This is a genomic window from Alteromonas lipotrueiana (genome assembly GCF_019249245.1).
GTDB classification, from domain to species: Bacteria; Pseudomonadota; Gammaproteobacteria; order Enterobacterales; family Alteromonadaceae; genus Alteromonas; species Alteromonas lipotrueiana.
On sequence record NZ_JAESDK010000001.1, the window covers coordinates 87,645 to 114,090 of the forward strand.

The 26,446-nt window shown below is 47.0% G+C and carries 25 protein-coding genes; 7 read left to right on the forward strand and 18 right to left on the reverse strand.

What is annotated here, in order from left to right; all coding sequences use genetic code 11:
- Positions 1 to 410: 410 nt before the first annotated feature.
- The 18 genes from JK130_RS00395 to djlA form a co-directional block, all read right to left on the reverse strand.
- Positions 411 to 875, reverse strand: a complete 465-nt coding sequence (locus JK130_RS00395; RefSeq protein ID WP_218352224.1) for a ClpXP protease specificity-enhancing factor — start codon at positions 873 to 875, stop codon at positions 411 to 413.
- Positions 872 to 1,504: a stringent starvation protein SspA gene (sspA, locus tag JK130_RS00400; protein ID WP_218352477.1), complete on the reverse strand. Its 633-nt coding sequence runs from the start codon at positions 1,502 to 1,504 to the stop codon at positions 872 to 874. Before sspA ends, JK130_RS00395 begins: the two co-directional genes overlap by 4 nt.
- 110 nt (positions 1,505 to 1,614) lie before the next feature.
- A complete protein-coding gene (locus JK130_RS00405) occupies positions 1,615 to 2,349 on the reverse strand; it encodes a cytochrome c1 (protein WP_218352225.1) in 735 nt (244 codons plus the stop codon).
- Positions 2,346 to 3,611: a cytochrome b gene (locus JK130_RS00410; RefSeq protein WP_218352226.1), complete on the reverse strand. Its 1,266-nt coding sequence runs from the start codon at positions 3,609 to 3,611 to the stop codon at positions 2,346 to 2,348. The genes JK130_RS00405 and JK130_RS00410 overlap by 4 nt, the downstream gene beginning before the upstream one ends.
- Positions 3,611 to 4,243 carry a ubiquinol-cytochrome c reductase iron-sulfur subunit gene (petA, locus tag JK130_RS00415; RefSeq protein ID WP_218352227.1) on the reverse strand — a complete coding sequence of 211 codons (633 nt, stop codon included), beginning with the start codon at positions 4,241 to 4,243 and terminating at the stop codon, positions 3,611 to 3,613. The genes JK130_RS00410 and petA overlap by 1 nt, the downstream gene beginning before the upstream one ends.
- Positions 4,244 to 4,746: 503 nt before the next feature.
- Positions 4,747 to 5,139 (reverse strand): 30S ribosomal protein S9, encoded by a 393-nt coding sequence (rpsI, locus tag JK130_RS00420; protein ID WP_218352228.1) that lies wholly within the window; start codon positions 5,137 to 5,139, stop codon positions 4,747 to 4,749.
- A gap of 12 nt (positions 5,140 to 5,151) precedes the next feature.
- Positions 5,152 to 5,580: a 50S ribosomal protein L13 gene (gene rplM / locus JK130_RS00425; protein ID WP_218352229.1), complete on the reverse strand. Its 429-nt coding sequence runs from the start codon at positions 5,578 to 5,580 to the stop codon at positions 5,152 to 5,154.
- A 347-nt stretch (positions 5,581 to 5,927) separates the two neighbouring features.
- On the reverse strand, positions 5,928 to 6,737 hold the full coding sequence (mazG, locus tag JK130_RS00430; protein ID WP_218352230.1) for a nucleoside triphosphate pyrophosphohydrolase: 810 nt from the start codon (positions 6,735 to 6,737) through the stop codon (positions 5,928 to 5,930).
- Complete coding sequence (gene relA / locus JK130_RS00435; RefSeq protein ID WP_218352231.1) at positions 6,715 to 8,889, reverse strand: GTP diphosphokinase; 2,175 nt, start codon at positions 8,887 to 8,889, stop codon at positions 6,715 to 6,717. The genes mazG and relA overlap by 23 nt, the downstream gene beginning before the upstream one ends.
- A 6-nt stretch (positions 8,890 to 8,895) precedes the next feature.
- Positions 8,896 to 10,251 (reverse strand): 23S rRNA (uracil(1939)-C(5))-methyltransferase RlmD, encoded by a 1,356-nt coding sequence (gene rlmD, locus JK130_RS00440; protein WP_218352232.1) that lies wholly within the window; start codon positions 10,249 to 10,251, stop codon positions 8,896 to 8,898.
- Positions 10,252 to 10,268: 17 nt separating this feature from the next.
- Positions 10,269 to 10,646, reverse strand: a complete 378-nt coding sequence (gene acpS / locus JK130_RS00445; protein ID WP_218352233.1) for a holo-ACP synthase — start codon at positions 10,644 to 10,646, stop codon at positions 10,269 to 10,271.
- Positions 10,647 to 10,648: 2 nt separating this feature from the next.
- Positions 10,649 to 11,398 (reverse strand): pyridoxine 5'-phosphate synthase, encoded by a 750-nt coding sequence (gene pdxJ / locus JK130_RS00450; protein ID WP_218352234.1) that lies wholly within the window; start codon positions 11,396 to 11,398, stop codon positions 10,649 to 10,651.
- A 63-nt stretch (positions 11,399 to 11,461) separates the two neighbouring features.
- Positions 11,462 to 12,151 carry a DNA repair protein RecO gene (gene recO / locus JK130_RS00455; protein WP_218352235.1) on the reverse strand — a complete coding sequence of 230 codons (690 nt, stop codon included), beginning with the start codon at positions 12,149 to 12,151 and terminating at the stop codon, positions 11,462 to 11,464.
- Positions 12,152 to 12,169: 18 nt separating this feature from the next.
- Positions 12,170 to 12,445 (reverse strand): hypothetical protein, encoded by a 276-nt coding sequence (locus tag JK130_RS00460; protein ID WP_218352236.1) that lies wholly within the window; start codon positions 12,443 to 12,445, stop codon positions 12,170 to 12,172.
- Positions 12,435 to 14,162 (reverse strand): single-stranded-DNA-specific exonuclease RecJ, encoded by a 1,728-nt coding sequence (gene recJ / locus JK130_RS00465; protein WP_218352237.1) that lies wholly within the window; start codon positions 14,160 to 14,162, stop codon positions 12,435 to 12,437. Before recJ ends, JK130_RS00460 begins: the two co-directional genes overlap by 11 nt.
- Positions 14,163 to 14,270: 108 nt before the next feature.
- Positions 14,271 to 14,987: a bifunctional protein-disulfide isomerase/oxidoreductase DsbC gene (gene dsbC, locus JK130_RS00470; RefSeq protein ID WP_218352238.1), complete on the reverse strand. Its 717-nt coding sequence runs from the start codon at positions 14,985 to 14,987 to the stop codon at positions 14,271 to 14,273.
- 175 nt (positions 14,988 to 15,162) lie between these two features.
- A complete protein-coding gene (xerD, locus tag JK130_RS00475) occupies positions 15,163 to 16,077 on the reverse strand; it encodes a site-specific tyrosine recombinase XerD (RefSeq protein WP_343210966.1) in 915 nt (304 codons plus the stop codon).
- Complete coding sequence (gene djlA / locus JK130_RS00480) at positions 16,078 to 16,911, reverse strand: co-chaperone DjlA (RefSeq protein WP_218352239.1); 834 nt, start codon at positions 16,909 to 16,911, stop codon at positions 16,078 to 16,080. It lies immediately after the preceding gene.
- Positions 16,912 to 17,288: 377 nt separating this feature from the next.
- Here djlA and JK130_RS00485 point away from each other — a divergent pair, with 377 nt between their 5' ends.
- The 7 genes from JK130_RS00485 to JK130_RS00515 all read left to right on the forward strand — a co-directional run bounded on the left by JK130_RS00485 (position 17,289) and on the right by JK130_RS00515 (position 26,293).
- A complete protein-coding gene (locus JK130_RS00485) occupies positions 17,289 to 19,538 on the forward strand; it encodes an LPS-assembly protein LptD (RefSeq protein WP_218352240.1) in 2,250 nt (749 codons plus the stop codon).
- Positions 19,539 to 19,597: 59 nt separating this feature from the next.
- Complete coding sequence (gene surA, locus JK130_RS00490) at positions 19,598 to 20,875, forward strand: peptidylprolyl isomerase SurA (RefSeq protein ID WP_218352241.1); 1,278 nt, start codon at positions 19,598 to 19,600, stop codon at positions 20,873 to 20,875.
- A 21-nt stretch (positions 20,876 to 20,896) separates the two neighbouring features.
- The gene (gene pdxA / locus JK130_RS00495; RefSeq protein ID WP_218352242.1) at positions 20,897 to 21,880 is read left to right on the forward strand and encodes a 4-hydroxythreonine-4-phosphate dehydrogenase PdxA; all 984 of its coding nucleotides are present in this window, start codon (positions 20,897 to 20,899) and stop codon (positions 21,878 to 21,880) included.
- Positions 21,877 to 22,716, forward strand: coding sequence for a 16S rRNA (adenine(1518)-N(6)/adenine(1519)-N(6))-dimethyltransferase RsmA (gene rsmA / locus JK130_RS00500; protein ID WP_218352243.1), 840 nt, complete (start codon positions 21,877 to 21,879; stop codon positions 22,714 to 22,716). Before pdxA ends, rsmA begins: the two co-directional genes overlap by 4 nt.
- A complete protein-coding gene (gene apaG / locus JK130_RS00505) occupies positions 22,713 to 23,075 on the forward strand; it encodes a Co2+/Mg2+ efflux protein ApaG (RefSeq protein ID WP_343210967.1) in 363 nt (120 codons plus the stop codon). Before rsmA ends, apaG begins: the two co-directional genes overlap by 4 nt.
- Before the next feature lie 21 nt (positions 23,076 to 23,096).
- Positions 23,097 to 23,912, forward strand: a complete 816-nt coding sequence (locus JK130_RS00510) for a symmetrical bis(5'-nucleosyl)-tetraphosphatase (protein WP_218352245.1) — start codon at positions 23,097 to 23,099, stop codon at positions 23,910 to 23,912.
- 356 nt (positions 23,913 to 24,268) lie between these two features.
- Positions 24,269 to 26,293: a HAMP domain-containing methyl-accepting chemotaxis protein gene (locus JK130_RS00515; RefSeq protein ID WP_218352246.1), complete on the forward strand. Its 2,025-nt coding sequence runs from the start codon at positions 24,269 to 24,271 to the stop codon at positions 26,291 to 26,293.
- Positions 26,294 to 26,446 lie beyond the last annotated feature (153 nt).

A 26,446-nucleotide genomic window follows, 5' to 3' on the forward strand; every position in this document is an offset into this window, starting at 1 on the left:
TTCCAAAGATTGATTTGAGCGTTTGTATTTTTGGGTGTGCGACGGTTTAGTGAAAGGTGGGTGTCCAGCTAATGAGTTGTGGGTGTCCAGCTAAATTTAATGAAATGGGGCTATATGAAGATGAAGGGAAACAGATCTGAAAACGGTGGGTGTCTCTTTTAAAGTCCTCTTTGAAAGTCAATCTGAAGTCAACTTTTGAGTCGTGCCGTTAGTTTCACTCTTAGGATAATTTGAAATATCAAACGCTTATTCTTAAAAGAGTTAAAGGGGTCTTTTGCCCTGAACAAAGGGGCTGGTAAAAGTCGAAGATATCGACGCTGTTAAAGTATTGCTTTGGTTCATTAACAAAAGGGGACTGAGGTGAGTGCTTTGCCTAAAAAAAATCCGGCTCAGTAGCCGGATTTTTAATTCTATTTGATAATTTTTAAATTAGGTTTGCCTTTTTTCGGCGGTACCGGCGCATTATCTGAATCGGCCTCGCTAACATCGGCTGACGGTCGGCTAGAGGGCTCTATCTCCCGCTCTATGCTATCTGCTGAATCTGCAGACGCTAAGTCTTCCTCAACAGCGAACACAGTGCCTGCGCCGTTTTCACGCGCATAAATAGCTAATACAGCCTGACATGGCATGCTTAAGTTTTGCGGTTGACCCCCGAAACGTGCCTGGAAAGAGATAAACTCTAAATCCATTGCAAAATTTACGCAGGCAGAAGGCGAGACATTTAAAACTATCTGACCCTCTTTCACAAATTCTTGCGGTACTTCAACAAGCCTATTTGTAGCATCAACCACTATGTAGGGCGTCATCTGATTATCAACTATCCAGTCAAAAAACGCTTTCAGCAAATAGGGCTGATTTGGTGTCATAGTACTCATAAAGGATTATGAATTTCACGTTCTTGGTCGGTCAACGAGGCTTTAAATGAGCCTCGGGCAAAAATGCGTGTCATATATGCATTAATGTCTTTACCGCCTGCCCCGTTAAGTTCAATACCTAAAGCCGGTAAACGCCATAACAGTGGGGCAAGATAACAATCAACCAGACTGAATTCTTCGCTCATGAAATAAGGCATTTCAGCAAACACCGGCGCCAGTGACAACAACGCTTCACGCAAATCGTTACGTGCAGCATCAACATCGCCTTCGCCACGAAAAATTCGCGCCGCCAGTGAATACCAGTCGCTTTCAATACGGTGCATCATTAAACGGCTTTGACCACGAGATACTGGATATACCGGCATAAGTGGTGGATGCGGAAAGCGTTCATCAAGGTATTCCATGATGATGTGTGATTTATATAAAACCAGTTCACGGTCTACCAGCGTCGGGACAGTACCGTAGGGATTCAGATCAAGCAGATCCTCTGGCAAGTTGCTGGGGTCTGCATAACTGATTTCTACACCCACACCTTTTTCGGCCAGAACAATGCGTACCTGGTGACTGTAAATATCAATACTATCTGAGAACAACGTCATGATAGAACGTTTATTCGCGGCTACGGCCATTAATTTTCCTCCGTCGAGAGACACTCATACTGCTCCTAGTGAAGCAATATCGTAAAAGCTAAAAAAGGGGGCAACGCCCCCTTGATGTATTATACACGAAACAATAGGTATTAGTGTACTTCTCGCCAGTATTCTTTTTTCAACAGAAAAACAAATACAAACAGCACAATAATGAAAACCAGCACCCATTTTCCTATGGACTCAGACTGGGGTCTGAAGGGTTCGCCAGTGTATTCAAGAAAGTTGACCAAATCAGCAACAGCCTGGTCATATTCGTCAGCTGACAACGCCCCGTCGCCTGCTGACCGAATGCCTGAATACTGCTTAACCATTTCGCCGTCTATCATAACCTCTTCGTAAGTTTCAAGAGGCGTTCCCTGTAGGGGCTGCAATGCATGTGGCATACCCACTTCAGGAAAGACCTTATTGTTTACCCCAAAAGGCCGGTTTTCATCCACATAAAAGGTACGCAAGTACGTGTACAACCAGTCTGCACCACGAACCCTTGCTACCAATGTCAAATCTGGGGGGGCTGCACCAAACCAGGTACCTGCACTTTCTGCGGGCATCGCCCGCTTCATATAGTCGGTAGGTTTATCGCCCGTAAACTGCAGATACTCCTGACCTAACTCTTCAGGTATTTTCAAATCATCAAACGTACGGCTATACCGTTGATATTGCATCGAGTGACAACCCGCACAGTAGTTCATAAACGTCTGTGCCCCGCGCTGTAACGATGCTTTATCTGATAAATCGATAGGTGCTTCGTCTAATGGAAAATTTCCTGATGCTGCCAGTGTTATAGACGAAAAACACATTGCTGCTAATAGAATCAGTTTTCTCATCGTGGGATCCTCGCAGGCACAGGCTTGGTATTTTCGTTTCTGCTATATAAAAACAGGGCCACAAAGAAACCGAAATACATAATGGTCGCAATCTGCGATGCAATAATTTTCCATGGTTCTTGTGGAGTACCGCCTAAATAACCTAAAAATACGAATACTGCCGCAAAGACCAACAAGTTAACTTTGTGCAGACCACAGCGATAACGCCAGGATTTTACCGTGCCCCGGTCAATCCAGGGCATGGCAAACAAAGCCGCAATCGCGCCGAACATGGCTAACACACCAAACAGTTTGTCTGGAACCGCTTTCAATATGGCGTAAAAGGGCGTGAAATACCAAACAGGGAAAATATGTTCAGGTGTTTTTAGCGGGTTCGCTATTTCAAAGTTAGGATGTTCTAAAAATTTCCCTCCCATTTCTGGGGCAAAGAACATGACATAACAAAAACCTAATAAGAAAATACAGAATGCGACCAAATCTTTAAGCACAATATGAGGAAAGAACGGCACCACGTCATCGGCTATATCGTATTTGTCGGTGTAGTATTCATGAATTTTATAAGGTGTCTTCTCGGTCTCTGAAAGCGAGCCTTTTTTATGTTTTATGGCTACACCATCAGGATTATTAGACCCAACTTCATGCAAAGCAATAATGTGTAAAAACACTAAAATCACAATAACCAGCGGCAGGGCAATGACATGCAATGCAAAAAACCGGTTCAGAGTAGCGCCCGATATAACGTAATCGCCCTGCAACCAGATAACCAGATCAGGACCAATAACCGGAATCGCACTGAATAATGAAACAATGACCTGGGCGCCCCAGTAGCTCATTTGCCCCCATGGCAATACATAACCCATGAAAGCTTCGGCCATCAGTGCCAAATAAATAAACATACCAAACACCCACAGCAATTCGCGGGGTTTTTGATAGGATCCATAAATCATGCCTCTGAACATGTGCATATACACCACAATAAAGAACGCTGAAGCGCCGGTACTGTGCATATATCGAATAATCCAGCCATAATCTATTTCACGCATTATGTACTCTACCGAGGCAAATGCCCCTTCAGCGGTAGGTACAAAATTCATGGTTAACCAAATGCCGGTAATGATTTGATTTACCAGCACAATAGTGGCCAAAAAACCAAATACATACCAAAAGTTCATATTACGGGGAGCGGGATACTGAATGGCGTGCATGTTCGCCACGCGCATCATCGGGATTCGGGCTTCAATCCATGCTAAAAATGAGTTCATTATGCCTCCTGCGCCACTGAGCCAATGATAACGGTGGTATCATTTACAAATTGATACGGCGGAACCACTAAGTTTAACGGTGCCGGAACACTTTCAAAAACCCGCCCCGCCATATCAAATTTTGAGCCATGACACGGACAAAAGAACCCGTTAGGCACGCCCTGTACAATTTCATTGAACGCGCCATTTTTAAGATACTGCGGAGAGCAGCCTAGATGAGTGCAGATGCCCACCAGGATCAAATACTCTTTGTTTAAAGACCGATACTGGTTTTGTGCAAATGCAGGTTGCTGTTCTGCTTCGGAGCCCGGGTCTTTGAGTTTGTCTTCGTGCTGACCAAGCTCTGCAAGGGTTTGCTCGGTGCGTCTTACAATCCATACTGGCTTGCTTCGCCACATCACCCGTATTAATTGGCCAGGCTCTATCGCACTGATATCGACCTCTACGTCGGCGCCCGCCGCTTTGGCTTTAGCGCTTGGATTCCATGACGCAATAAACGGAATGGCTGCACCAGCAACCCCCACGCCACCGACCACCGACGTTGCGACGGTTAAAAAACGCCGCCTCGTGTTGTCCTTTGGCCCGTTAGGGCCGGGTGCAGAGGTTTTTGCATCTACAGATACATCGCTCATCCACATTTCTCCAGGTTAAATGCTGAACAGGCTTTTATTGGTGCAGGCCTTATCATTTTCAGCCTTAGCAGTGCGTTAGGTTGTCATAACCGTCGATACCTAAATGCATTGCTAATTTTATAATATGTTATTTTTCGTACAAAATAATACGGGAAAAGCCTTTCAAGTTACAAGGTTTTAGTATGCGATATAACCAAATTAACAAGATTTGTCTTGCTAATGTCGTCTGTGAGCAACATTTGGAGAGCTTTGATTACACATAATTAAGCGCTCGGCAGTTAGAAAAACAATCGTTTTCTGCACAAATCTTTGCTTCGTGATTCGATTATTTTAATTTTAAAAAGTAAACTCAGAGGGTTTACCAAAGTAACCCCTATTAGATAAATAACTCGCACTTAGGTTTTAGTGGAAACGAGGTATATTGTAGCGACAGAGTACCCTTTGCTTTTCTGCAGACATAAAAAAACCCGGTGAAAACCGGGTTTTTGCAAAAAAGCGAAAAATTAACGCTTTGAGAATTGTGGACGCTTACGTGCTTTATGCAGACCCACTTTCTTACGTTCAACGCGACGATCGTCACGAGTAACGAAGCCTGCTTTACGCAGAGATGAGCGCAAGGTCTCGTCATACTCCATAAGAGCACGAGTTAAACCGTGACGAATCGCACCTGCTTGACCGTTAGAACCACCACCGGTTACGGTGATGTAAACGTCAAACTTTTCAGTCAGTTCTACAAGTTCTAGTGGTTGACGAACCACCATGCACTCGGTTTCACGACCAAAGTACTCGTCAAGAACACGTTTGTTTACTGTGATGTTACCTGTACCTGGACGCAGGAACACACGAGCAGTAGAACTTTTGCGGCGGCCAGTGCCGTAGTATTGAGTATCTGCCATGTCAGTTGCTCCTTAGATGTCCAAAACTTGTGGTTGCTGTGCTGCGTGCGAATGTTCGCCGCCAGCGTAAACTTTCAACTTGCGGAACATTGCACGACCCAAAGGTCCTTTAGGCAGCATTCCTTTAACTGCTTTCTCGATAACCATTTCAGGTTTATGAGCAAGCAATTTTTCAAAGTTTGTCTCTTTCAGACCACCTGGATACCCAGTGTGCGAGTAGTACATTTTCTTCAATGCTTTATTACCAGTTACAGTAATTTTGTCAGCATTGATTACAATGATGTAGTCGCCCGCATCTACATGTGGCGTATACTCTGGCTTATGCTTTCCGCGCAGACGGCGCGCAATTTCAGAAGCCAAGCGGCCTAATGTTTTGTCAGTGGCGTCTACCACGAACCAGTCACGTTGTACCGTTTCTGGCTTTGCAACAAAAGTTTTCATTTAAATTCACCCGAAAAAAAATCGTCGTTACTGATTTCTTATTTGAAATCACCTAAAAAATCAATGTATTGACCCCTTCGAGCCTATTGATTCTTCCACCTTCCCAAAGGTGGGTTCTGGGCAGGGCGCGAATTATACAGGATTTGACCAAAAAGCGAACCCCAGATAAGAATTAATTTAAACAAATTTGCCAGGAAAAACGTTTGGGGGAGTTTTGATGGCATAAACCTACGCTACTGATAACCCGCTTGGTAGGTCAGGACCGGTAATGGCAGTGCCTGTGATAAAGACGGGTAATCGCGACGATGTCCAATCGGGTAACACTGATACTAACAAACCGGGCCCGGCTAAGCTTCCTGCTTTTTAACTGAACGCCATAATGTATCGAGCTGTTCCGGACTTAGCGAACTTAGCGCCGTTTGCTGTTTGGCTGCCAGTTGCTCAACCCCATTAAAACGGCGGGCAAATTTATTGCTGGCCCTGCGTAACGCACTATCAGCATCAACGTTACAGTGCCGAGCTAAATTCACCATGGCAAATAGCGCATCGCCAATTTCTTCCTCTACCCGCTTTTCATCAACCACCCGTGTTGAAATCTCCTGGTTAATTTCATCAAGCTCTTCGCGAACTTTGTCTAACACCGGTTCGGGTGCGTGCCAGTCAAAACCAACTTTAGCACAGCGTTTTTGCAACTTTTGCGCATACATAAGCGCGGGCATGCCTTTAGGAACATCGGCTAATAACCCGAGACTGTCAGCACCGGCGGGTTTTTCCCGGGCTTTAATAGCCTCCCACTGTTGCTGTAGCTGGTCTGTACCCACTACAGTACCGCTAAAAACATGGGGGTGGCGGCGCACCATTTTATCGGCCGCAGCACCGGCTATAGCATCAAAGTTAAACCAGCTTTTTTCTTGTGCAAGCTGTGCATAAAAAACTATCTGAAACAGCAAATCTCCTAATTCGTCACAAATTTCATCAGGTTGGTTTTGCTCAATAGCATCCACGACTTCATACGCTTCCTCTAACGTAAATCGAGTAAGGCTTTGCAGGGTCTGTTGCTGATCCCAGGGGCAACCGGTTTGCGGATCGCGTAGTTGTGCCATGATGTCTAACAAACGCTGAAGATTTCCTAAACTAGCTGACGTTTCGTTTGACACTGACCACCCCTTTTAACTGATTTAACTGGTCCATTAATTTAGACAATACATGCATATCGGGCACCTCGACCGAAATGGTGACCAAAGCTGTTTGTCTGGACTTATCACTGTTGCTGGCTACTTTTAGTAACGCCACTTTCCAATTAGCCAATACCGTAGTGATATCTCGTAAAATACCATCACGATCGCTACAAAATATGTCAATTCCCGCTTCAAATCCTACGTTTGAGGTATGCGACCAGCTGACGTCAATAAGCCGCTCAGGATGCGCGGCACTTAAATGCTGAAGCTGTTCACAACTTGATTTATGCACACTCACTCCACGTCCCTGGGTGATGTAACCCATAATAGGCTCTCCGGGGACTGGCTTGCAGCAGTTGGCCAACTGACTCATTAAGTGTCCCACGCCTTCAACGACCACAGTATCTTGCTTGGTGGAGGCTCCGGCGGTTTTGCGAGTTTTAAGTTTAGGATTTATCGCCGGCTCGGGCGAGGCGGGTTCAAGACGCTGCTGTAAAAAGTGCACCACCCCCATAACCCGAACATCACCAGCGCCAATTGCCGCGTGCAAATCGCTTAGCTGCTGCATATTGAACTTTTGGCAGGCATTAACTGCCTCTTTTAACGGCACATGGGCGCGATGAAGTTCACGCTCAAGTAATTCTTTACCCGCCAGCTGATTTTTTTCTTTGTCTTGTTTTTTGAAAAACGAATGAATGGTGGCCCGAGCCCTGGAAGAATGCACGTAGCCTAAGCCAGGGTGCATCCAGTCACGACTAGGGTTAAGCTGTTTGCCGGTGTGAATAACTACCTGATCGCCGCTATGCAATTGATAGGTAAATGGCACAATACGGCCGTTTACTTTAGCGCCAATACACCGATGCCCCACATTGCTATGCACATAATACGCAAAATCCAGCGGGGTCGCGCCCTGCGGCAAATCAATGACATCGCCGTCGGGTGTAAACACATACACCCGGTCATCAAACACTTGGCTACGAAGCTCTTCAACCACATCGCCCGACTCGGCGACTTCTTCCTGCCATTGTAAAATGCGGCGCAACCAGTTGATGCGTTCGTCGTAGCCTGACGCCTTACCCGCCGATCCTTCTTTGTACTTCCAGTGCGCAGCCACGCCAAGCTCAGCATCATTGTGCATTTGCTGTGTTCGAATCTGAATTTCTACTGATTTATCTCCAGGCCCTTCAATAACCGTATGTATAGACTGATACCCATTGGGCTTAGGGGTGGCAATATAGTCGTCAAATTCGCTGGGAATATGCCTGAAGTTGGCATGTACAGTGCCCAATGCGGCGTAGCAGTCCTGTAAACGTTCAGCAATAATTCGTACTGCTCTGATGTCATAAAGCTGCTCGAAGGTCAGCCGCTTTTTCTGCATCTTTTTCCAGATACTGAAAATATGTTTAGGCCGGCCATACACCTGAGCGCGAATTTGCTCGTTGTTTACCAGTAACTGCAAATGATCGACAATATCGTCAATGTATTGCGCACGCGCTTTGCGTTTGCCATCAAGTTGTTTGGCAATTTGCTTGTAGGTAACCGGATGCAAATATCGAAACGCCAGATCTTCCAGTTCCCATTTCAGCTGGCCTATGCCCAGGCGGTTCGCCAGCGGCGCATATATAGTGGCACATTCACGCGCCACCATTACCCGGGTTTCCTCGTCAGCTTTTTTTACCTGCTGTAAGGTACAAATTCGTTCGGCCATTTTAATCACAACAGCACGTACGTCTTCTACCATAGCCAGTAGCATTCGCCGGATACTATCTATGTGCTGTTCGTTCCCGGCCTTATTTGATGTCGCTTTACTACCATGCAGGGCTTTAATGGCGTCCATTCGGCGCACACCCACTATTAGTTGTAAAATCTCCTGGCCAAATTCCTGCTCAATATCTTCTTCACTAAGCTGGTGCTCCTCGCAATATGGAAACACCAGCGCCGCCTGCAGTGTGGCATCATCCATATTAAGCTGATGTAGAATTTCGACCATTTCCTGACCCACCAATAAACGCTCGGGGTGTTGGGATATTGCCTGCAATTTTTGTTTGGAAGTATCGCTTAACGAGAGGCTATCAAGCCACTGTTCAAAAGGGGGGCGTTGGGGTTCATGTACTTTTCGTGTTGATACCATAATTTATCAACTCGCTTTAGCTGTGCTACTGCCGCACAACGACAACAATGCCATGACTTCAAGGTGGCGGGTATAGGGGAACATTTCTATTAATCCGATTTTCTCAACCTGATATCCAGCTTCAAGTAAATAGCGCAGGTCGCGGGTAAAGCTATTCGGGTTGCAAGAAACATACAATACTTGTTTAACGGGCTTACGGCTTAAGGCAATACAGGCTGCCTGGGCCCCTTCACGCGAGGGGTCAAGCACCAGTTTATCGATATTTTGCGACAGGGCGGCTGTCACTGCCGTAGAATCAGATAAGTCCTGGTGCTGCCAGTTTATGGTGTTTATGCCCTGCCCCAGTGCATTACGGTGCCCCTTTTCCACCATCGCCATAACCCCTTCAACCGCCTGAACAGTTGCCCCACGCCGAGCCAGCGACAATGAAAAGTTACCTAAACCGGCAAACCAATCGGCAATCACTTCTGAAGGCTGTGGGTTCAGCCAGTCCATTGCCTGCTGTATCATGCGCTGATTCACCTCACGGTTTACCTGGACAAAATCGGCAGGGCCTGGTGACAGAGTCAGATTGTCTTCAGTATGGCAAACCAAATTATCCTGATGATGCAAGGTGTGTTGCAGACCTTGTTGATCCTCAAGCAGTAAGTTGCACTGATACTGCTGACCAAAAGCAGCCAGTTCTTTTTTCATTGGCTCACTTAAATCACGGCTGGTTTTTACGCTAACCTGTACTACATTGTCGCCCGCCAATAGCTGTATATGACCCAAATGTCGGCTATTAGCGTGCTGATTGAGCAAGTTTTTTAACGGTGAGATTAGTGCTTGTAATGAAGGCACCAAAATCGGACAGCCAGGAATATCAACAATGGCGTTACTGCCTTGTTGGCGATATCCCAGTTTTACCGACCCAGGCGTTCGGCCATCAATAGCCAGACGTGCTTTGCGTCTATACTCGGGTCGGGGACCGGTAACAGCCGGCTGCCAGGGCAGGTTGTCAATTTTAAGCTGACGCGTCCAGTATTCGCTCATAGCTTGCTGTCGTTGTGTCAGCGCACTGTCAGCATCGATATGTTGCAACTGACACCCACCACACTGCTGATACACCTTACAAAAGGGCTGCTGGCGCTCGCTGCTGGCTGACACCACCTTGGTTGTAACCGCTTTAGCGGACTGCTTTTGGGTACTGATAATTCGGGCGTTTACTGTTTCGCCTGCCAGGGCCCCTTCCACAAATAATACCGGCTGACGTGTGCTGCATACGCCATTACCCTGCATATCAAGGCTGTCGATAACCACATCTTTTAGTACTTTGGAGGTATTCCGGGAGGCTTTTTTTTCTGGCTTATAAAAACTGACCATAATGCGATCCGTAAAATTTAATACTCTAATACCACGGTAGCCACCGCGTAATGACGTTCGTCTGAAATAGACAGATGGCTGTGTACAATAGCCCGGGCGGCACATGCTTGTGCAAAACCGCCACTAAACACCAGATAAGGTGCTCCGCTCACTTTGTTATGCACATCAAGATTTTGCCAGCTGATGCCGTGACCAATACCGGTGCCCAGTGCTTTTACTGCGGCTTCTTTAGCGGCAAATCGCTTTGCCAGGAAGCGAGCCGGCTGTTTGTGGCTACCAAACAGCTCTAACTCACGCGCGGTTAAAATACGCCGGGCCAGCCGGTCGCTTTTTGCCAAAGTCTGTTCAATACGGCTAAGCTCGATAATATCGGTGCCAATTCCTGCAATGGCCATAATTACTCTGCCATATAACTGCCCATACGGGCTTCCTGCATTAGTTTACGCATGTCGGCCACCGCAATAGCAAGACCATCAAACGCCGCGCGCGCCACAATGGCATGGCCAATATTTAACTCAACCACCTCTGAAATCGCCGCAATGGGTTTTACATTATGATAATGCAAACCGTGACCCGCATTAACCCTGAGTCCCTGAGTATGGGCGTAGCTGATCCCGGCTTTTAGCCGCTCTAGTTCGGTGACCACAGCTGTTGGCGTGCCGGCTTCAGCATATTGCCCCGTATGAATCTCGATATAAGGCGCCTGACACTCTAAAGCCGCATCAATCTGGCGCTCCTGTGCATCAATAAACAAGCTAACTTCAATACCGGCCGCGGCCAGTCGTTTGCAGGCCGCTTTTACAACCGACAAATTTCCGGCTACATCCAGCCCGCCTTCGGTAGTGAGCTCCTGACGCTTTTCGGGTACCAAACAACAAAATGCCGGCCCCACCTGCTCGGCAATGCCCAGCATTTCGTCCGTAACGGCCATTTCAAGATTTAACCGCGTATTGATTGTTTGGGCCAGCAAATTGACATCACGGTCGGTAATATGGCGCCTGTCTTCGCGCAAATGTACCGTTATGCCATCTGCGCCTGCACGCTCTGCAATATCAGCGGCATGAACCGGATCAGGGTAAGCGGTACCACGGGCATTTCGCAAGGTGGCGATATGGTCAATGTTGACCCCTAGAAAAATCTCGTTCATGGCGTAATCTGATTGAGGTTGGAATGAAGCAAGTGTATCAAAAAACCGCCGCTACAGCAGGGTTTAGCGAAATAATTCACGGCTTTTTAATGGCTTGTCACCTAACAAAGGCAGCAACGCCTGACGAGCGATAAGTTTTGCCGCCTGACGGGCAGGCGAATCCCAGTCGCGATGGTGCATAGATAACAGCGCTGTGCCTGGTACACTTCGTGACTGGCCGGGTTTTGATGCCCTTACTATACCCAGCTCCTGAACAAACTGATACCAGTGTTCTTTGGTTACCGGCTCGCCCGTAGCGGCATCGTTTAGCAAATCAGGCAGTTGGCCCATCTCTTCAAGCAAGGCAAACTCAAAATCGCGCAGCGCAACATCAGGCGGCGCGTCCCCTGCCAGTGCATGAAGGGTTGTCTGGTAATGGTCAAACAGTTCTTCGCAGGCTAAGCCTTTAGGCAGTACCCGGCTCAGTAATTCATTAACATACAGGGCGCAAAACAAATTTTTACCCTGTAAAAACAGCATGGCGGCGCTGCTTTCAACCTGAGCTAAGTTTTTAAGCTCAGAACGCCCGGCCAGTTGGACATTGATTCTGGCAAAGGGCTGCAGCAGACTTTTACGATCGCTTTTACTGTTTTTAACGCCCTTCGCCACAGCTGTGACAATGCCAGCGTCGCGGGTAAAAAAGTCAACCAGATAACTGGTTTCACGATACGCGCGTCGATGCAGCACAAAAGCAGTTTGCCATAAGGACTTCATTGCAGATAACGCTTAACGTCAGGCACGTTTAACACGCACCACTTTCATTTGCTCAAAGGCCATACCGGCGATGGTCTCTTCAATGGGGTAATACGTCAGATTGACCGTCGCGCCTTGCAGCGACCGGTACTGCTTTTTGCGTTTAAACACAAACGGAACCTCGTAGCCTTGCAACATCAATGTATGGCGCACCCAGTCATCTTCATTGCGCTGAACATGTGAGATTACTTTAAGACCTTCAGAATGAATGAGTTGCTGGTGGCGTTTCAGCAATTTATCGGCGTCAGTGACCATGTGGTGCCAGCTCCTGCACAATCAACTGCACGGTTTCTTTACCTCTGAATACATTCACGTCTAACTGATACGCCAGCTGAACATGGGTAATACTGGTGTCAGGCCAAATGTTGGTATCCACATTAAAGGCGATGGCATCAACTTCTTGCTGATCGCCGGTTTTTAATACCAGCTTAAGGTGCTGCTGTTTTAACAGACGCTGATGGGCAATCTCAAACACGCCATCAAATAACGGCGCTTCAAAACCCTGACCAAACGGCACCGCCTGTTTAAGTAACCTTGCCAGCGGCAATGTCAAATCTTCAGGCGCAAGCTCGCCGTCACTCATAATAGTGTGTAGCGAATCGATATTTTGCAGGTGGCGGGTAACAACTTGCATAAACAGGGTTTCAAATTCTGGCAGTGAGGCCACCGGCAGAGATAAACCCGCCGCCATAGCATGACCACCGAACTTGGGGATTAACCCCGGCTTTTGTGAATTAACCTCTTCAAGCACATCGCGAATATGCACGCCAGGCACAGACCGGGCTGACCCCTTTATTTCTTCGTCATCCTGATGAGCAAAAGCAATAGCCGGACATTTGTATTTTTCTTTCATGCGTCCGGCCACTATGCCAATCACGCCCTGATGAAAATCAGCATTGTATAACACCAACGCCGGTGGCATTTGTTGTTGCTCAACCGTTAGGCTGGCAATCACTTTTTCAGCCTCGGCTTTCATATCGCCTTCAATGGTTTTGCGCTGCTGATTAAGCTGGTCAAGCTCACTAGCTAAAAACCGTGCCTGCATTGCGTCTTCACACAATAGGCATTCAATGCCCAACGCCATATCATCAAGCCGACCGGCGGCATTTAACCGGGGACCCACCACAAAGCCCAGGTCAGTTGCGCTAACATGCTGCAACGTTTTGTTTGCCACCTCAAATAAAGCCCGTATACCAGGGCGGCATTTTCCGGCCCGAATACGCTGTAGCCCCTGATACACCAAAATACGATTGTTTTTGTCCAGCGCCACCACATCGGCCACTGTACCCACAGCCACAATATCCAATAAATTAGCCAGGTTCGGTACGGCGATTTGTTGTTTTTCAAACCATTTGTCGGCCTGTAAACGCGCCCGAATGGCCAGCATCAGATAAAACGCCACGCCCACACCCGCCAGATTTTTTGATAAAAACTCACAGCCAGGTTGGTTAGGGTTTACTATCGCATCGGCATCAGGTAACTCAGAACCTGGAAGATGATGATCGGTAATAATCACCGTCGCTCCGCGTGCTTTTGCCCGCGCAACACCCGGCAAGCACGCAATACCATTGTCAACGGTAACAATGACTTCGGCGCCTTCATCACAGGCTACATCGACAATTTGTTCGCTAAGGCCATAACCAAAATCGAACCGGTTAGGTACCAAATACGAAATGTGCTGCAAACCCATCTGTTTTAAGGCCAGCATACACACGGCCGTACTGGTGGCGCCGTCGGCGTCAAAGTCGCCTACTATAACCACCTTTTGATCAGTATAAATAGCCTTGCATAGCAGCTGCGCGGCCAGCTCTGTTCCGGTTAGCTCAGCATAATGCTGTAATGCCTGGGCTTTTATTTCAAGCTCGTCAAGGCTGGCAATAGCCCGTCCACGATAAACCCGGTCTAATATGGGGTGCAAAGTATGGCACAGCGGCTCTGAGCTCACTGTGCGCCGCACAATCGGCAATTCCATAAAAAATGTCACCTTGATGTAGCAGGAATAAACAGCGTTTAATAACAGGGGTCACAACACACTTGTAGTCTGTTTGACTTAGCCTTTAAACCATGGCTTAAGCTTTGTTTAGCTGGCGTTATCAAGCGCCTGCGCCAGTACACCTGCAGGTTGATAACCTGGTATCAAAGTGCCATCGCTTAAAATGATATTTGGGGTCCCACTTACGCCTACCGACTGACCAAATTTAAATTGCTCAGCCACTTTGTTCTCACAGGTTTTTGACTCAATACTTTTATCTTGCTTAGCCGCCGTTAATGCTTTTTGTGGATCGCTGGCACACCATATCGATACCATCTCGTCGTACACTGGTGACTGTAAACCAGCGCGGGGAAACGCCAGATAATTTACCGTAATACCCAATGCATTTAGCTGGTCTATCTCTTTATGCATTTTGCGGCAATACCCACAGGTAATATCGGTAAATACTGTGATCACATGCTCTTCGTTTTTTGCTTTAAACTGAATCGCAGAGTCGGCAAATTTATCTGCGCCTTTTAAGCGCATGTCAGACAACGCGTTTTCGGTCACATTGGCCATATCGTTGTTCATATCAAAGATTCGCGCCTGCATGAAATAGCGAGCATCTTCGGTTACATAGAACAGTCCACGGTCGGACGAAACCTGCAGCAGCCCCGGAACCTGAGCATCGCTAATGGTTTCAACGGTAAGACCTAACTGGTTTTCCAGTTTGTTTTTTACCTTATCGGTACTTTGGGCCTGTAAAGCCCAGGAGCTCAGTAGCAACGAACTTAAGGTTAATAGTTTTATAGCTGGTTTAAACACATAGACTCCTTAAAAGATCTGGTACAGCAACAGACCGGTTTCACCTGCACTTAGTTGCATTAACGTTGAATATACTAACACAATCAGGGTTGGCACAAACCAGGCTATTGTCGTGAATTATTGTAGCAAGTCAGCGAAGCAAACGATTGTCGGCGAAGCTGGTTACGGTTTACTTCTAGCCTCTGGGATGATGCTCGGCAATCAGTGTCTGTAAACGCTCGGTGGCTACATGTGTATAAATTTGAGTGGTCGACAGGTCGCTATGACCCAATAACATTTGCACTACCCGCAAGTCAGCGCCATGATTAAGTAAATGGGTGGCAAAGGCGTGGCGCAGAGTGTGCGGTGACAAAGGCTGTTGAATATTAGCCCTGATGGCATACTGTTTTATGCGATGCCAGAAAGTTTGTCGGGTCATTTGTCGTGAACGAGAACTGACAAACATTATGTCGCTTTGACTTTTTAGCAGCTGGGGGCGTGCGGTACTCATATAAATATGAATCCAGTCGATGGCTTCTTCACCTAAGGGGACCAAGCGCTCTTTGTCGCCCTTACCGGTCACCCGCACTACACCTTGCTGAACATTAATCTGTTCTAGGCGTAGCCCCACCAATTCACTGACCCGCAGGCCCGTGGCATACAGCACTTCCAGCATGCATCGATCGCGACACTCAATAGGTTCGTCTATATCAGGGGCAGCCAATAAGGCGTCAACCTGCTGCTCGCTTAAAGTGACCGGTAAGCTTTTGGGTGTTTTTGGGTTGGTTAATACCGACACCGGGTTGTCGTTGCGCTTGTGCAGGCTAATTAAATACACATAAAAAGCCCGCATTGCACTCATCGCGCGTTGAGTACTGCGGGTGGATAACCCCTGCTCATGCCGGTAAGTCAGGTAGGCTAAAATATCCTCGGTTTGCAAAACGCCAATATCAGGCTGATTTTGCCCGGCACAAAACACCGCTAACTTTGTCAAATCGGTGCGATAGCTTTGCTGGGTATGTTCACTGAGTCCTTTCTCCAGCCACAACATTTCAATAAATTGGTTGATATGACTCAGGCTTGCCGCCGGCACTTCGGCTTTTTTGTTCACCTAAAACCCTCGGCGCTCTTTAATTAATTCATAGGCGGCTTGTATGTCCTGCGTCTTGTTTTTCGCCATTTCCAGAGCTTGTTTAGGCAGGCCTTTTGAAGCCAGTTTGTCAGGATGATGTTCGGCCATACGTTTACGATAAGCGCGCTTAATGGTTTTTTCATCGTCGGTATCACTGACACCCAAAATCTGGTTGGCATCGGCCAGGGTCTGGGTTTGACTGTAGGTGCTTTGACTGCCCTGTTGCTGTTGTTGTCCTCGTTGGCGAAAACGCAGCTCAGCATCGTAAGCCGCCAAAAGAAAGTCGAGATCTTTGCGTTTAAAACCCAGCGCTTTTGCCACTTTCTCCAATACTTTTAATTCGCCGTGAGTAACTTTGCCGTCAGCAAACGCGGCCTGAATAAGAATCTCCAGAAACACCTGTAAGGTATCGCGGCGTCCGTGGCAATTTTCATAAAGACTGGACAGGGTATCGGCAATTGGGTAATCAGGGGCTTTACCTTCACGAAACGCATCCTGCGCTTCTTTTCGGGCTTCTCCCTGCAACTGCATATCATCCATAAGCATATTGGCGATTTGGATTTCACGGGGAGTCACCTGACCATCAGATTTAGCCAGATGCCCGAGCGAGGCAAATAAGCTATGAAAAAAGATCGCTTGTTGTTTCAGTGCTGACTGGTCGGTAAAAAAGCGGCCGAATCCGCCGAGCTTGTTGAAATCCTGACTGTAAGCCCGGTCAAACAAGTGTCCGACGATAAGCCCCAAAATAGCGCCAGGTATTTTTAAAAACATGAAGCCGAAAACTAACCCCAGTACTTTGCCCCAAAATGGCATTACCAATATCCCCCTTGTATGCAATGACGTGGGTCATTGCAAATCGTTAGCTATATGTGAAGTTTGCAGTATATAGGTTATAAACCCTGCCGTAGGTTCCACAGTCATAAATCACTTAGTTTACCCAGGCCACAAATGGTTCATCAATAACGCTGAATATGCCTGTAATAATGCAATTCCTAAAGCTTTTTTGCACTTGGTGGTTGGTTATTGATACCAAAGTGCTTAGAATTAGTAAGTATTTACGTACGTTAGCCAGGAACGCAAACGATCAATTTCGTAATGGACGGCATTTGGGCGCATTAGTTTTTGCAAAATGTTATTTTGTACAGCTGACGCCTTTCAGACAGTATCACTTACAGGCCATTCACCCCCGCATGAAAAAGACCTGCGCATCACTTTTGTTGTTTTCTCTGGGCTGGCAGCCAGTTCAGGGACAAACTCGTTCGACTAATGCTGAGCCACAAAATGCTTCAGACACGGCGTTGCTGTGTCCGACTTCGCCTGTTCAGTTTTCATCAAAACAATTGATGTCGCCAGGCGAGGTGAAGGTTGAAGCTGACTCTACCGAAATTTTGTCTCAGCGGGTGGCTCACTTTCGCGGTAATGTAGGTATTACCTCAGATGCGGCGATTATTCAGGCTGACGAGGCTCAGGTAAAAAACAATGGACGGCAGTTAGAGGCGTCGGGCAATGTGCAATATCAGGATGCCCAATTGCAGGTAAACAGCGATGAAGTCTTACTGGACTCGGTTAGCGAAACGCTGAATATGTCTAATACTAACTATCAGCTAAACGGCTCTAACGGCCGGGGTACCGCCCAGGAAATTGACCTGACATCAAGCGACGGTTTAATCCTGTCCGATGTAAGTTTTACTACTTGTCCAATACAAAGTCGTGACTGGATGATTAAAGCGTCAGAAATTTCGATTGAACGCGGTTCGTTATGGGGCCAGGCCAAAAACACGCGGTTTTATGTAGGCGATGTTCCGGTATTTTATTTACCTTATTTTGCGTTTCCGGTCAGTGACCAGCGGCAAACGGGCTTATTGTTTCCTGAAATTTCAAGCTCCTCAAATACCGGTATCGATATTGAACAACCTTTTTACTGGAACATGGCGCCTAACTACGACATGACGTTGTCGCCCCGCCTGATGACCGACAGAGGCGTGCAGCTGAAAACCCAGTTTCGCCATCTAAGCGAACAAGGCTACAGCATGGTCGATGTTGAATACCTGCCTTCTGACCAAGACACCACCAATGAAGATGACCGTTATTTTTACCGAATTACCCATGACGGGTATTTAAACGAGAACTGGACAGTGGGGCTCGATTTAAATGGTCTCAGCGATGATAACTATTTTGTCGATTTGGGTTCAGAATACTATAACCGGGCCGACACGCACCTTGCCCGTACCGTTGGCCTGAATTATTATACGCCCGATATGCTGCTTGACATTCACCTGCGCGACTTTGAAACCATTGGGGTGCAAAGCGGCTCTTACCGTACCCTGCCCGAAGCACGATTACGTATCAGTAAACCATTTGCCCGTTATTTTGAGCTCTCACTAGACTCTGAAATTGCCTATTTTGACAATACCGATGAGTCTGCTCCTACTGCTATGCGATTTCATGTTGCCCCCACCCTGGCCTTGCCCTACCAGCGCAACTGGGGAGAGCTTACCGCTGAAGCCACTTTGTTGAATACGTATTATCGGCAAAGCAATATTGAAGATACCGAGTTAAGCAGCGAGGTTAACCGTACCCTGGGACAAGGGCGTCTATATGGCACCTTGTATTTTGAGCGCGACGGCGGCTGGTTAAGTGATACCGGCACCACAACCTTAGAACCGAAAGTGCAATACCTGTATACTTCTTACGAAGATCAGAGCGATATTGGTATATATGATACTACGGTGCTGCTGACCGATATGGAAAGCATCTTCAGAGGCCGTGAATTTATTGGTTTGGATCGCATCAACGACAATAACCAAATTACCATTGGTGCCACCTCCCGAATTTTAGATGATGCACATCGGGAACAATTTGCCCTGAGTCTGGGTCAGATATTCTACCTTGGCAATAACCAGGTCGAATCACCCACCCAGAATCGGGATCGATCTGCGTTGGCAGCCGAGCTAGACTGGCGCATTACTGATCGGTGGTATTTTCATTCAGATGTGCAAATAATAACGCAAACGAATGAAGTTGAGCGCAGTAGCCATTCGCTTGAGTACCGGCGAGATGCAGAAAGCCTGGTACAGGTGAGTCATCGTTACGTCCGCGAACTTAGCGGCGAAACTATTGACCAGGTAGGTCTGTCGGCAAGTTGGCCCATTAACCAGAATTGGCACTGGGTGGGACGTACCTACCGCGACTTAGAAAGAAATCGCAGTATCGAATCTTATTTTGGTTTACAGTACGAATCCTGTTGTTGGGCGATACAGCTCGTAGCTCAGCGTCAACTAAGCAATCGATTTGCAGACGATGGACAACAATCGACCGACGAATACGATTCTGGATTTGGTTTGCAGTTTATATTTAAGGGTTTAGGCTCGTCCAAGTCTAGCCGACGCATGCTTGAAGATGGCATGTTTGGCTATCGGCAACCTTATAACCTGAATTAATTTACCATGCTACATGCCGATTAAGGGTGTAGTGATACAAACGACAATAAAGAGTGATTATGAAGTTCATTATTCGGGCTATGTATTTAACTGCCCTACTGACATTTTCTAGTTTGGCTCAGCAGGTTTCACTGGATCGCGTAGCGGTTATTGTGGATCAGGGCGTAATTTTAGAAAGCGAAATTGAGGCGCTGGTAACAGAGGTAAAACGCAATGCGCAGAACGAGGAGCAAACTCTCCCGGCTGACCGTGTGTTACGTACCCAGGCAATTGAGCGTTTAATTCTTAAAAGCCTGCAAATGCAAATGGCAGAGCGCATGGGGATTCAGGTAAGCGACCCTCAGCTAGAGCAGACCATAGGCAACATTGCTCAGGGTCAGGGTATTGGTATGGATCAGCTTCGCGCCGAGCTTAATAAAGAAGGCATTAGCTACGACGATTATCGTGAAGATGTACGCGAAGAATTAATTGTAGGTGAAGTTCGCCGGGCAAATGTTCGTCGTCGTATTTACATTACCCCTCAGGAAATTAACTCATTAGTGGAGTTGATGGATGAACAAGGCGCCGAGCAAGCTGAATATCAGCTTGGTCATATATTAATAGGCCTTCCGTCTGAACCGTCTGAAGAAGTGATTGAAGATGCACGTTCTCGGGCCGAGAAAGTACTGGATTTACTCAATAACGGCTCCGATTTTGCCCGTATTGCAATTACCTCATCTTCAGGCTCTGAAGCCCTGGAAGGCGGTAATATGGGCTGGCTGAATATTAATTCTATGCCCACGCTGTTTGCTGAAGCGGTTCAGGGCAAAGAAACTGGCGAGCTTATCGGTCCTATTCGAAGTGGTGCCGGCTTTCATATTCTGAAAATCAAAGACACCCGCGGTATTGAAAAAGTTACGGTAGAAGAAGTCAATGCCCGGCATATATTGATTAAACCTTCGATTATTCTTAGTGAAGAAAAAGCCAAACAAATGCTGAGTAATTTTCGGCAGCAGGTAATTGACGGCGACGCGGAGTTTTCGGCCCTGGCAAAAGAACATTCAGACGATCCGGGTTCTGCTTTAAAAGGTGGTAAACTTGGCTGGGCAGATCCTAATATGTACGTTCCGGCCTTTAAAGAAGCCCTGGCCAATCTTGAACCAGGCGAGTACAGCAAACCCATTCGTTCTACCCACGGCTGGCATTTAATTCAGCTTGAAGACCGTCGTTTAGACGATGCCACTGACAAGCGTAAGGAAGATAAAGCCTCACAACTTATTTACAGCCGTAAATTCAAAGAAGAAGCAGAAGCCTGGATTCGTGAAATGCGCGATGCTGCCTACATTGAAGTTTTGTAGGTAAGGCCCCATTAAGAGTTGATGATTATTCAAAAAATAGCAGTAACTCCCGGCGAACCTGCCGGGATCGGACCCGATCTTATCATTCAGTTAGCCCAGCAACGCTGGCCTATACAACTGGTGGCATTTGCTGATACCCAAATGTTGCACGAACGCGCGCAGCTTCTTGGCTTGCCACTAACACTAACTGCTCACACCGGCGATATAACCCGCGCCCCCGAGCCCGGTGAGTTATTTATACGCCAGGTTGATATTGAAGCACCTGTTGTGCCCGGTCAATTAAACTCGGCGAATGGGCGCTATGTGGTCGAAACTCTGCGTCAGGCATGTGATGCCAATATGCATGAGGGTTTTGAGGCGGTGGTCACAGGCCCGGTGCACAAAGGAATTATTAACGAAGCCGGGGTCTCTTTTTCCGGGCATACCGAATATTTTGCTTACCAGTCAAATACCCTTGATGTCGTTATGCTGCTGTCTACCGAAGGCCTTAATGTGGCGCTGGCTACCACCCACATTCCTTTAGAGTATGTATCAAAAGCCATTACCGCCGAGCGCCTTAACCGGGTTATCCGAATTATCGATACCGATTTAAAAGAAAAATTCGGGCTTGCTGAACCTCATATTTATGTGTGTGGGTTAAATCCTCATGCAGGCGAAGATGGCCATATTGGGCGCGAAGAAATCGAAACCATGATTCCGGCGTTACAAGGCCTACGTGCTGAAGGCATCAAGCTTACTGGCCCATTACCGGCTGATACAATCTTTCAGCCAAAATATTTAGAAGATGCCGATGTGGTACTAGCCATGTATCACGACCAGGGTCTTCCCGTACTTAAATTTAAAGGCTTCGGCGCCGCTGTGAATATAACTCTGGGGTTGCCATTTATCCGCACTTCAGTTGATCACGGCACTGCGGTAGATTTGGCTGGCACTGGCCAGGCAGACACCGGCAGTTTTCAAAAGGCGTTAGAAAAAGCCATAGAACTTGCGAACAGCCACCTATGAGTAAAACCCACCTGGGCCATACCGCGCGAAAACGGTTTGGACAAAATTTTTTACACGACGAATATGTCATCGATAAAATTGTAAATGCACTTAATCCGCGTGACGGCGAAAATCTGGTTGAGATAGGCCCTGGTTTAGGCGCTCTGACCGACCCGGTGTGCGAGCGGGTCAGTGCGCTGACCGTGGTTGAGCTAGATCGCGATTTAGCCAAAAGACTGCGGCATCACCCTTTTAACGGTTCAAAGTTAAATATAATAGAGCAGGATGCCCTTACTCTGGACTTCACCACCGTAAAAGATAACCTGCCCGACCCTGAACAGTCGCTACGCGTATTCGGTAACCTGCCGTATAATATTTCTACTCCTTTAATGTTTCACCTGTTTGACTACGCCGATAGTATTCAGGACATGCACTTTATGTTGCAAAAAGAAGTAGTCAACAGACTGGCAGCAGGCCCTGGTTCAAAAAGCTACGGGCGGTTGTCGGTAATGACACAGTACTACTGTTCGGTTGCTCCTGTTCTTACGGTCCCGCCCGGCGCTTTTAAGCCACCCCCAAAAGTAGACTCGGCGGTGGTCAGACTAATACCTCATGCTGCACCGCCGGTTGAGGTTGATTCGGTGAACACACTTGAACGGGTCTGCGCACAGGCATTCAACCAGCGCCGAAAAACCATTCGTAACAGCCTGAAAGATTGTATCAGTGAGAAAAATCTTGCCAGTCTGGATATTAATCCGGGGGTGCGCGCCGAAACCCTATCGCTGCAGAATTTTGCCACCATAGCCAATTATATTTACGAACATGGGACGCCGAAACAGTGGACGCTCACGCCGTGATTAATGTTCATGTTAGTACACGGCATTTAGCAGATCACCCGGCATCTAAAAAAGGCCAGTTTGCTTTCGCCTATCAAATTACAATTACTAACCACAGCGACGTAAAAGTTCAGCTTATCAACCGGTACTGGCTGATTACTGATGGCGCCGGTAAGCGAAGTGAAGTTGAAGGTGCCGGGGTGATAGGAAAGCAACCCTGCCTGGCGCCCGGAGAAGAGTTTCAGTACACTAGTGGTGCTATTTTAGATACACCTGTGGGCACAATGGAAGGCTTTTACGAAATGCTGCCTGACGAGGGTCAAATGATTCGGGTACCCATCGAGGTATTTCGTTTAGCAGTACCTAATAGTATTAATTAACTTCACATAGTTGTCAGCATTATGAAGCAATCTTCTGCCCAAACCCTGATAGTAGGTGACATTCAAGGCTGCTACGACGGCTTGATGAAATTACTGGATAAATGCCAGTTTGATGACCGACGCGATCGGCTTTATGCTGTTGGCGATTTAGTGGCCCGGGGTGAAGACTCATTGGCCACCTTGTCGTTTTTAAAAGGTTTGGGCACGGCCTTTCAAAGTGTATTGGGAAACCATGATTTGCACTTATTGGCGGTCAGCAAAAATATAAAGTCGTCGAATAAAAAAGATCGGCTGAAGAATCTGCTTACCAGCGACCGTCTTGACGAATTTTGTGACTGGCTGATGCAGTTTCCGTTAGCAATGGCTATTGATAAAAAGCATATAATGGTACACGCCGGGCTATACCCTGGCTGGTCACCCGAGCAATTGTTGCGCTTTAGCGATGAAGTAAGTCAGGCATTACAACAAGACCCCCACACCTTTTTAACCCAGATGTACGGCAACGGCCCCGATATCTGGCAATACGACCTACCCGAAGTTGAGCGAATGCGCTTTATTGTTAATGCCTGCACCAGAATGCGCTTTGTAGGCAAAGATTTGCATCTGAATATGCAGGAAAAAGGCACCTCGTCTTCTGATAATCAGCTTATGCCCTGGTTTGAGCATCCCGACTTACACATTCCTAAAAAACAAAGAATAGTGTTTGGCCACTGGGCTGCTTTAGAAGGACAAACGTCGTCTAAACAAATTATTGGGTTGGATACGGGCTATGTTTGGGGCAATACGTTAACCGCGTACCGGGTAGACTCGAAAGACCGTATCTCGGTGTCAGCATAATGGTTTTTTCACACAGCAGTAGTAAAGTGTCGCTTTAATACTGCAAAAACCCGTCCTTCGCTTGTACCTGATGTAAGCAAAACGTATTATTTGTCCCGCTTCTCTCCCATCAACCTGTGTAAACCGGCTAATGAACGTCTTTCTATACGTAAGAATAGATAACAACGCCTACCCCAGAAATCAAAATACGGTAAAGTATATTTTAGGATAGCCGATACAATTTCAGGCCAGTTCAGACTGTGCTTTTTTGGCTTAATAATTCAGTCAGTTAGCTTGTGTTAATCAGGAAAAGATTAGCGGAATTTCTGACCGCGCCGACCCTAATTCAAATATTAATACCCGCATCAGGAGTTTCGATGAAAATCACGGTTGCTAAGCGCATTATAGGTGGCTTCCTCACCATTAGCTTACTATTGGTCGTAATTAGTGTTTCTTCTTTATACAACCTTAACTCCGTCGGCTCGGCGACAGAAGAGGTCAATCAGGTTGCAATTCCTACGCTCTCAGGCAGCCATACCCTCAAGACCACGTTTGTCAATATGGGACGGCTAACCTTTGAGTCTTACATTGAAGAAGAGCTTTCTGGTCTTAAAGCCAAGCAAGCCGCTTTTGAGGAAAACAAACAGGTTTTTGATAACACTTATACAAAGCTTAGCCAGATTGTTAGCAATGATGCAGAATTAAAACAGTCTTTGGTAAAAGTGAAGTCCAGCTACGACACCTATGTTGAAAACGTAGAAAACATGTACAGCAACCATTTTCAATACATGGATCTGCGTAATACGATTGAAGATCGTTTGGCTGATGCTGAAGATAATGCCGATGATGCGTCTATGTATCTGCTCGACTTTTCCGATATGCAATCGGTCCAAAACAATACCGCCTTGCAAAATGCAGCCCGTGAAGGCAGCGAGTTAGAAACCACGCTGTTGTCGCTACTTACCGTGTCTTCTGAGTATGTTAAAACCCAGACACTATTACGCGCTCAAACCCTGGGCAATGAAGTAACCTTGATTGTCGATAATGTTGCAGAGCAGCTTTCGTCAATGGTAAGCGCTGCAAATAATCAGGATTCATCGGGCACGCTTGATCAAATTAATAACCTGGTAAACGGGTCACTGAATGCTATTACTGCCGAAGATGGCGTTTTGCAGTTGCATGTCAACAGACTTGAATACCGAAATGCTGCCGAAATTAGCTTACAAAAATCTGATACTAATATTTCAGAAGCCATTGTCGAGTTAGAAAAGCTGCTTCAACTAACAAAGCTTCGGGCGCAGCAAATTGACGAACAGGTCAGCGAAAAAGTAGCCAGCGGCAACCTGATTGTCATTGTTGTGGTTATTATCTCACTTATTATTGCGGTGGTTATTGGCTACTTTACCGTACGCGCGATTACCCGACCGTTAAACCGGGTAAACGAGCTATTAAATGTAGCGTCTTCAGGCGATTTGACTCAGCGTCTGGATGATTCTGCTCAGGATGAATTTGGGCTATTAGCGCGCAATTGTAATCAGCTTATCGCTAACCTTAAAACGCTGATTTTGGCGATAAACGATCGCGCTGAACAGCTGGCCGCGGCATCTGAACAAACCTCAACAGTTACGGCGCAGACTACACATTCTATACAAGATCAAAAGTCGCAGATTGCCCAGGTGGCAACGGCTACCACTGAAATGCACTCTACCTCTGAACTGGTGATGCATAATGCTGAAGACACCTTGAGCCAGATACGCCACGCTGACAGCGAAGCTAAAAAAGTGCGTCAGATTTCTCAGGAGAACAAGCAAACGATTGAAGTTTTAGCTCGTGACGTTGAAGAGGCCGCTGAAGTTATCAATAAATTGCATCAGGATAGCGCCAGCATAGGGGGTATTTTAGATGTTATTCGCGGAGTGGCAGATCAAACCAACCTACTGGCGTTAAACGCGGCTATTGAAGCGGCAAGAGCCGGTGAACAAGGCCGGGGCTTTGCGGTGGTGGCTGATGAGGTTCGCACCCTGGCAAGTCGTACGCAGAAGTCGACCCAGGAAATAAACGCCATGATTGAAGTATTGCAAGCCGGAGCCGAACGCGCAGTATCGGTTATGAATCAGGGCAAAGAGCAAACTGCAGTGTGTGTTGAACAAACCGACCAGGCCACTCAAGCGCTGGATATTATTTCAGAAGCGGTACACCAGGCTCACGATGTCAGCTCTCAGATAGAGCAGTCTGCGCGTGAACAAAATACCGTGTCCCTAGAAATCAGCGAAAAGCTCGAGACCATTGTGGGTATTGCCGAGGAGACGACGATTGGTGCTCAGCAAACCTCGGAGTCAAGCCATGAGGTGGCCCGGCTGGCAGAAGAGCTTCAGCACTCTATACGTCAGTTTAAAGTCTGAACTGAATAACAACGATAAAAGGCCGGTGTATAGTCACCGGTTTTTTTATGGCCCGGCTTTTTTATGCTCAGCCATTTCACCCTCAGTTTTGATTAAAACAAACTAAAGTGAATTTGAGCGCGTAGTAAACCCTATCGCAAGCAGCAAAGAGAC

Bases quoted from the DNA above. Each gene is read 5' to 3' on its own strand.
- JK130_RS00395 (WP_218352224.1), bottom strand. From the start codon at position 875: ATGAGTACTATGACACCAAATCAGCCCTATTTGCTGAAAGCGTTTTTT.
- sspA (WP_218352477.1), bottom strand. From the start codon at position 1,504: ATGGCCGTAGCCGCGAATAAACGTTCTATCATGACGTTGTTCTCAGAT.
- JK130_RS00405 (WP_218352225.1), bottom strand. From the start codon at position 2,349: ATGAGAAAACTGATTCTATTAGCAGCAATGTGTTTTTCGTCTATAACA.
- JK130_RS00410 (WP_218352226.1), bottom strand. From the start codon at position 3,611: ATGAACTCATTTTTAGCATGGATTGAAGCCCGAATCCCGATGATGCGC.
- petA (WP_218352227.1), bottom strand. From the start codon at position 4,243: ATGAGCGATGTATCTGTAGATGCAAAAACCTCTGCACCCGGCCCTAAC.
- rpsI (WP_218352228.1), bottom strand. From the start codon at position 5,139: ATGGCAGATACTCAATACTACGGCACTGGCCGCCGCAAAAGTTCTACT.
- rplM (WP_218352229.1), bottom strand. From the start codon at position 5,580: ATGAAAACTTTTGTTGCAAAGCCAGAAACGGTACAACGTGACTGGTTC.
- relA (WP_218352231.1), bottom strand. From the start codon at position 8,889: ATGGTATCAACACGAAAAGTACATGAACCCCAACGCCCCCCTTTTGAA.
- rlmD (WP_218352232.1), bottom strand. From the start codon at position 10,251: ATGGTCAGTTTTTATAAGCCAGAAAAAAAAGCCTCCCGGAATACCTCC.
- acpS (WP_218352233.1), bottom strand. From the start codon at position 10,646: ATGGCCATTGCAGGAATTGGCACCGATATTATCGAGCTTAGCCGTATT.
- pdxJ (WP_218352234.1), bottom strand. From the start codon at position 11,398: ATGAACGAGATTTTTCTAGGGGTCAACATTGACCATATCGCCACCTTG.
- recO (WP_218352235.1), bottom strand. From the start codon at position 12,151: ATGAAGTCCTTATGGCAAACTGCTTTTGTGCTGCATCGACGCGCGTAT.
- JK130_RS00460 (WP_218352236.1), bottom strand. From the start codon at position 12,445: ATGGTCACTGACGCCGATAAATTGCTGAAACGCCACCAGCAACTCATT.
- recJ (WP_218352237.1), bottom strand. From the start codon at position 14,162: ATGGAATTGCCGATTGTGCGGCGCACAGTGAGCTCAGAGCCGCTGTGC.
- djlA (WP_218352239.1), bottom strand. From the start codon at position 16,911: ATGCCATTTTGGGGCAAAGTACTGGGGTTAGTTTTCGGCTTCATGTTT.
- JK130_RS00485 (WP_218352240.1), top strand. From the start codon at position 17,289: ATGAAAAAGACCTGCGCATCACTTTTGTTGTTTTCTCTGGGCTGGCAG.
- surA (WP_218352241.1), top strand. From the start codon at position 19,598: ATGAAGTTCATTATTCGGGCTATGTATTTAACTGCCCTACTGACATTT.
- pdxA (WP_218352242.1), top strand. From the start codon at position 20,897: ATGATTATTCAAAAAATAGCAGTAACTCCCGGCGAACCTGCCGGGATC.
- rsmA (WP_218352243.1), top strand. From the start codon at position 21,877: ATGAGTAAAACCCACCTGGGCCATACCGCGCGAAAACGGTTTGGACAA.
- JK130_RS00510 (WP_218352245.1), top strand. From the start codon at position 23,097: ATGAAGCAATCTTCTGCCCAAACCCTGATAGTAGGTGACATTCAAGGC.
- JK130_RS00515 (WP_218352246.1), top strand. From the start codon at position 24,269: ATGAAAATCACGGTTGCTAAGCGCATTATAGGTGGCTTCCTCACCATT.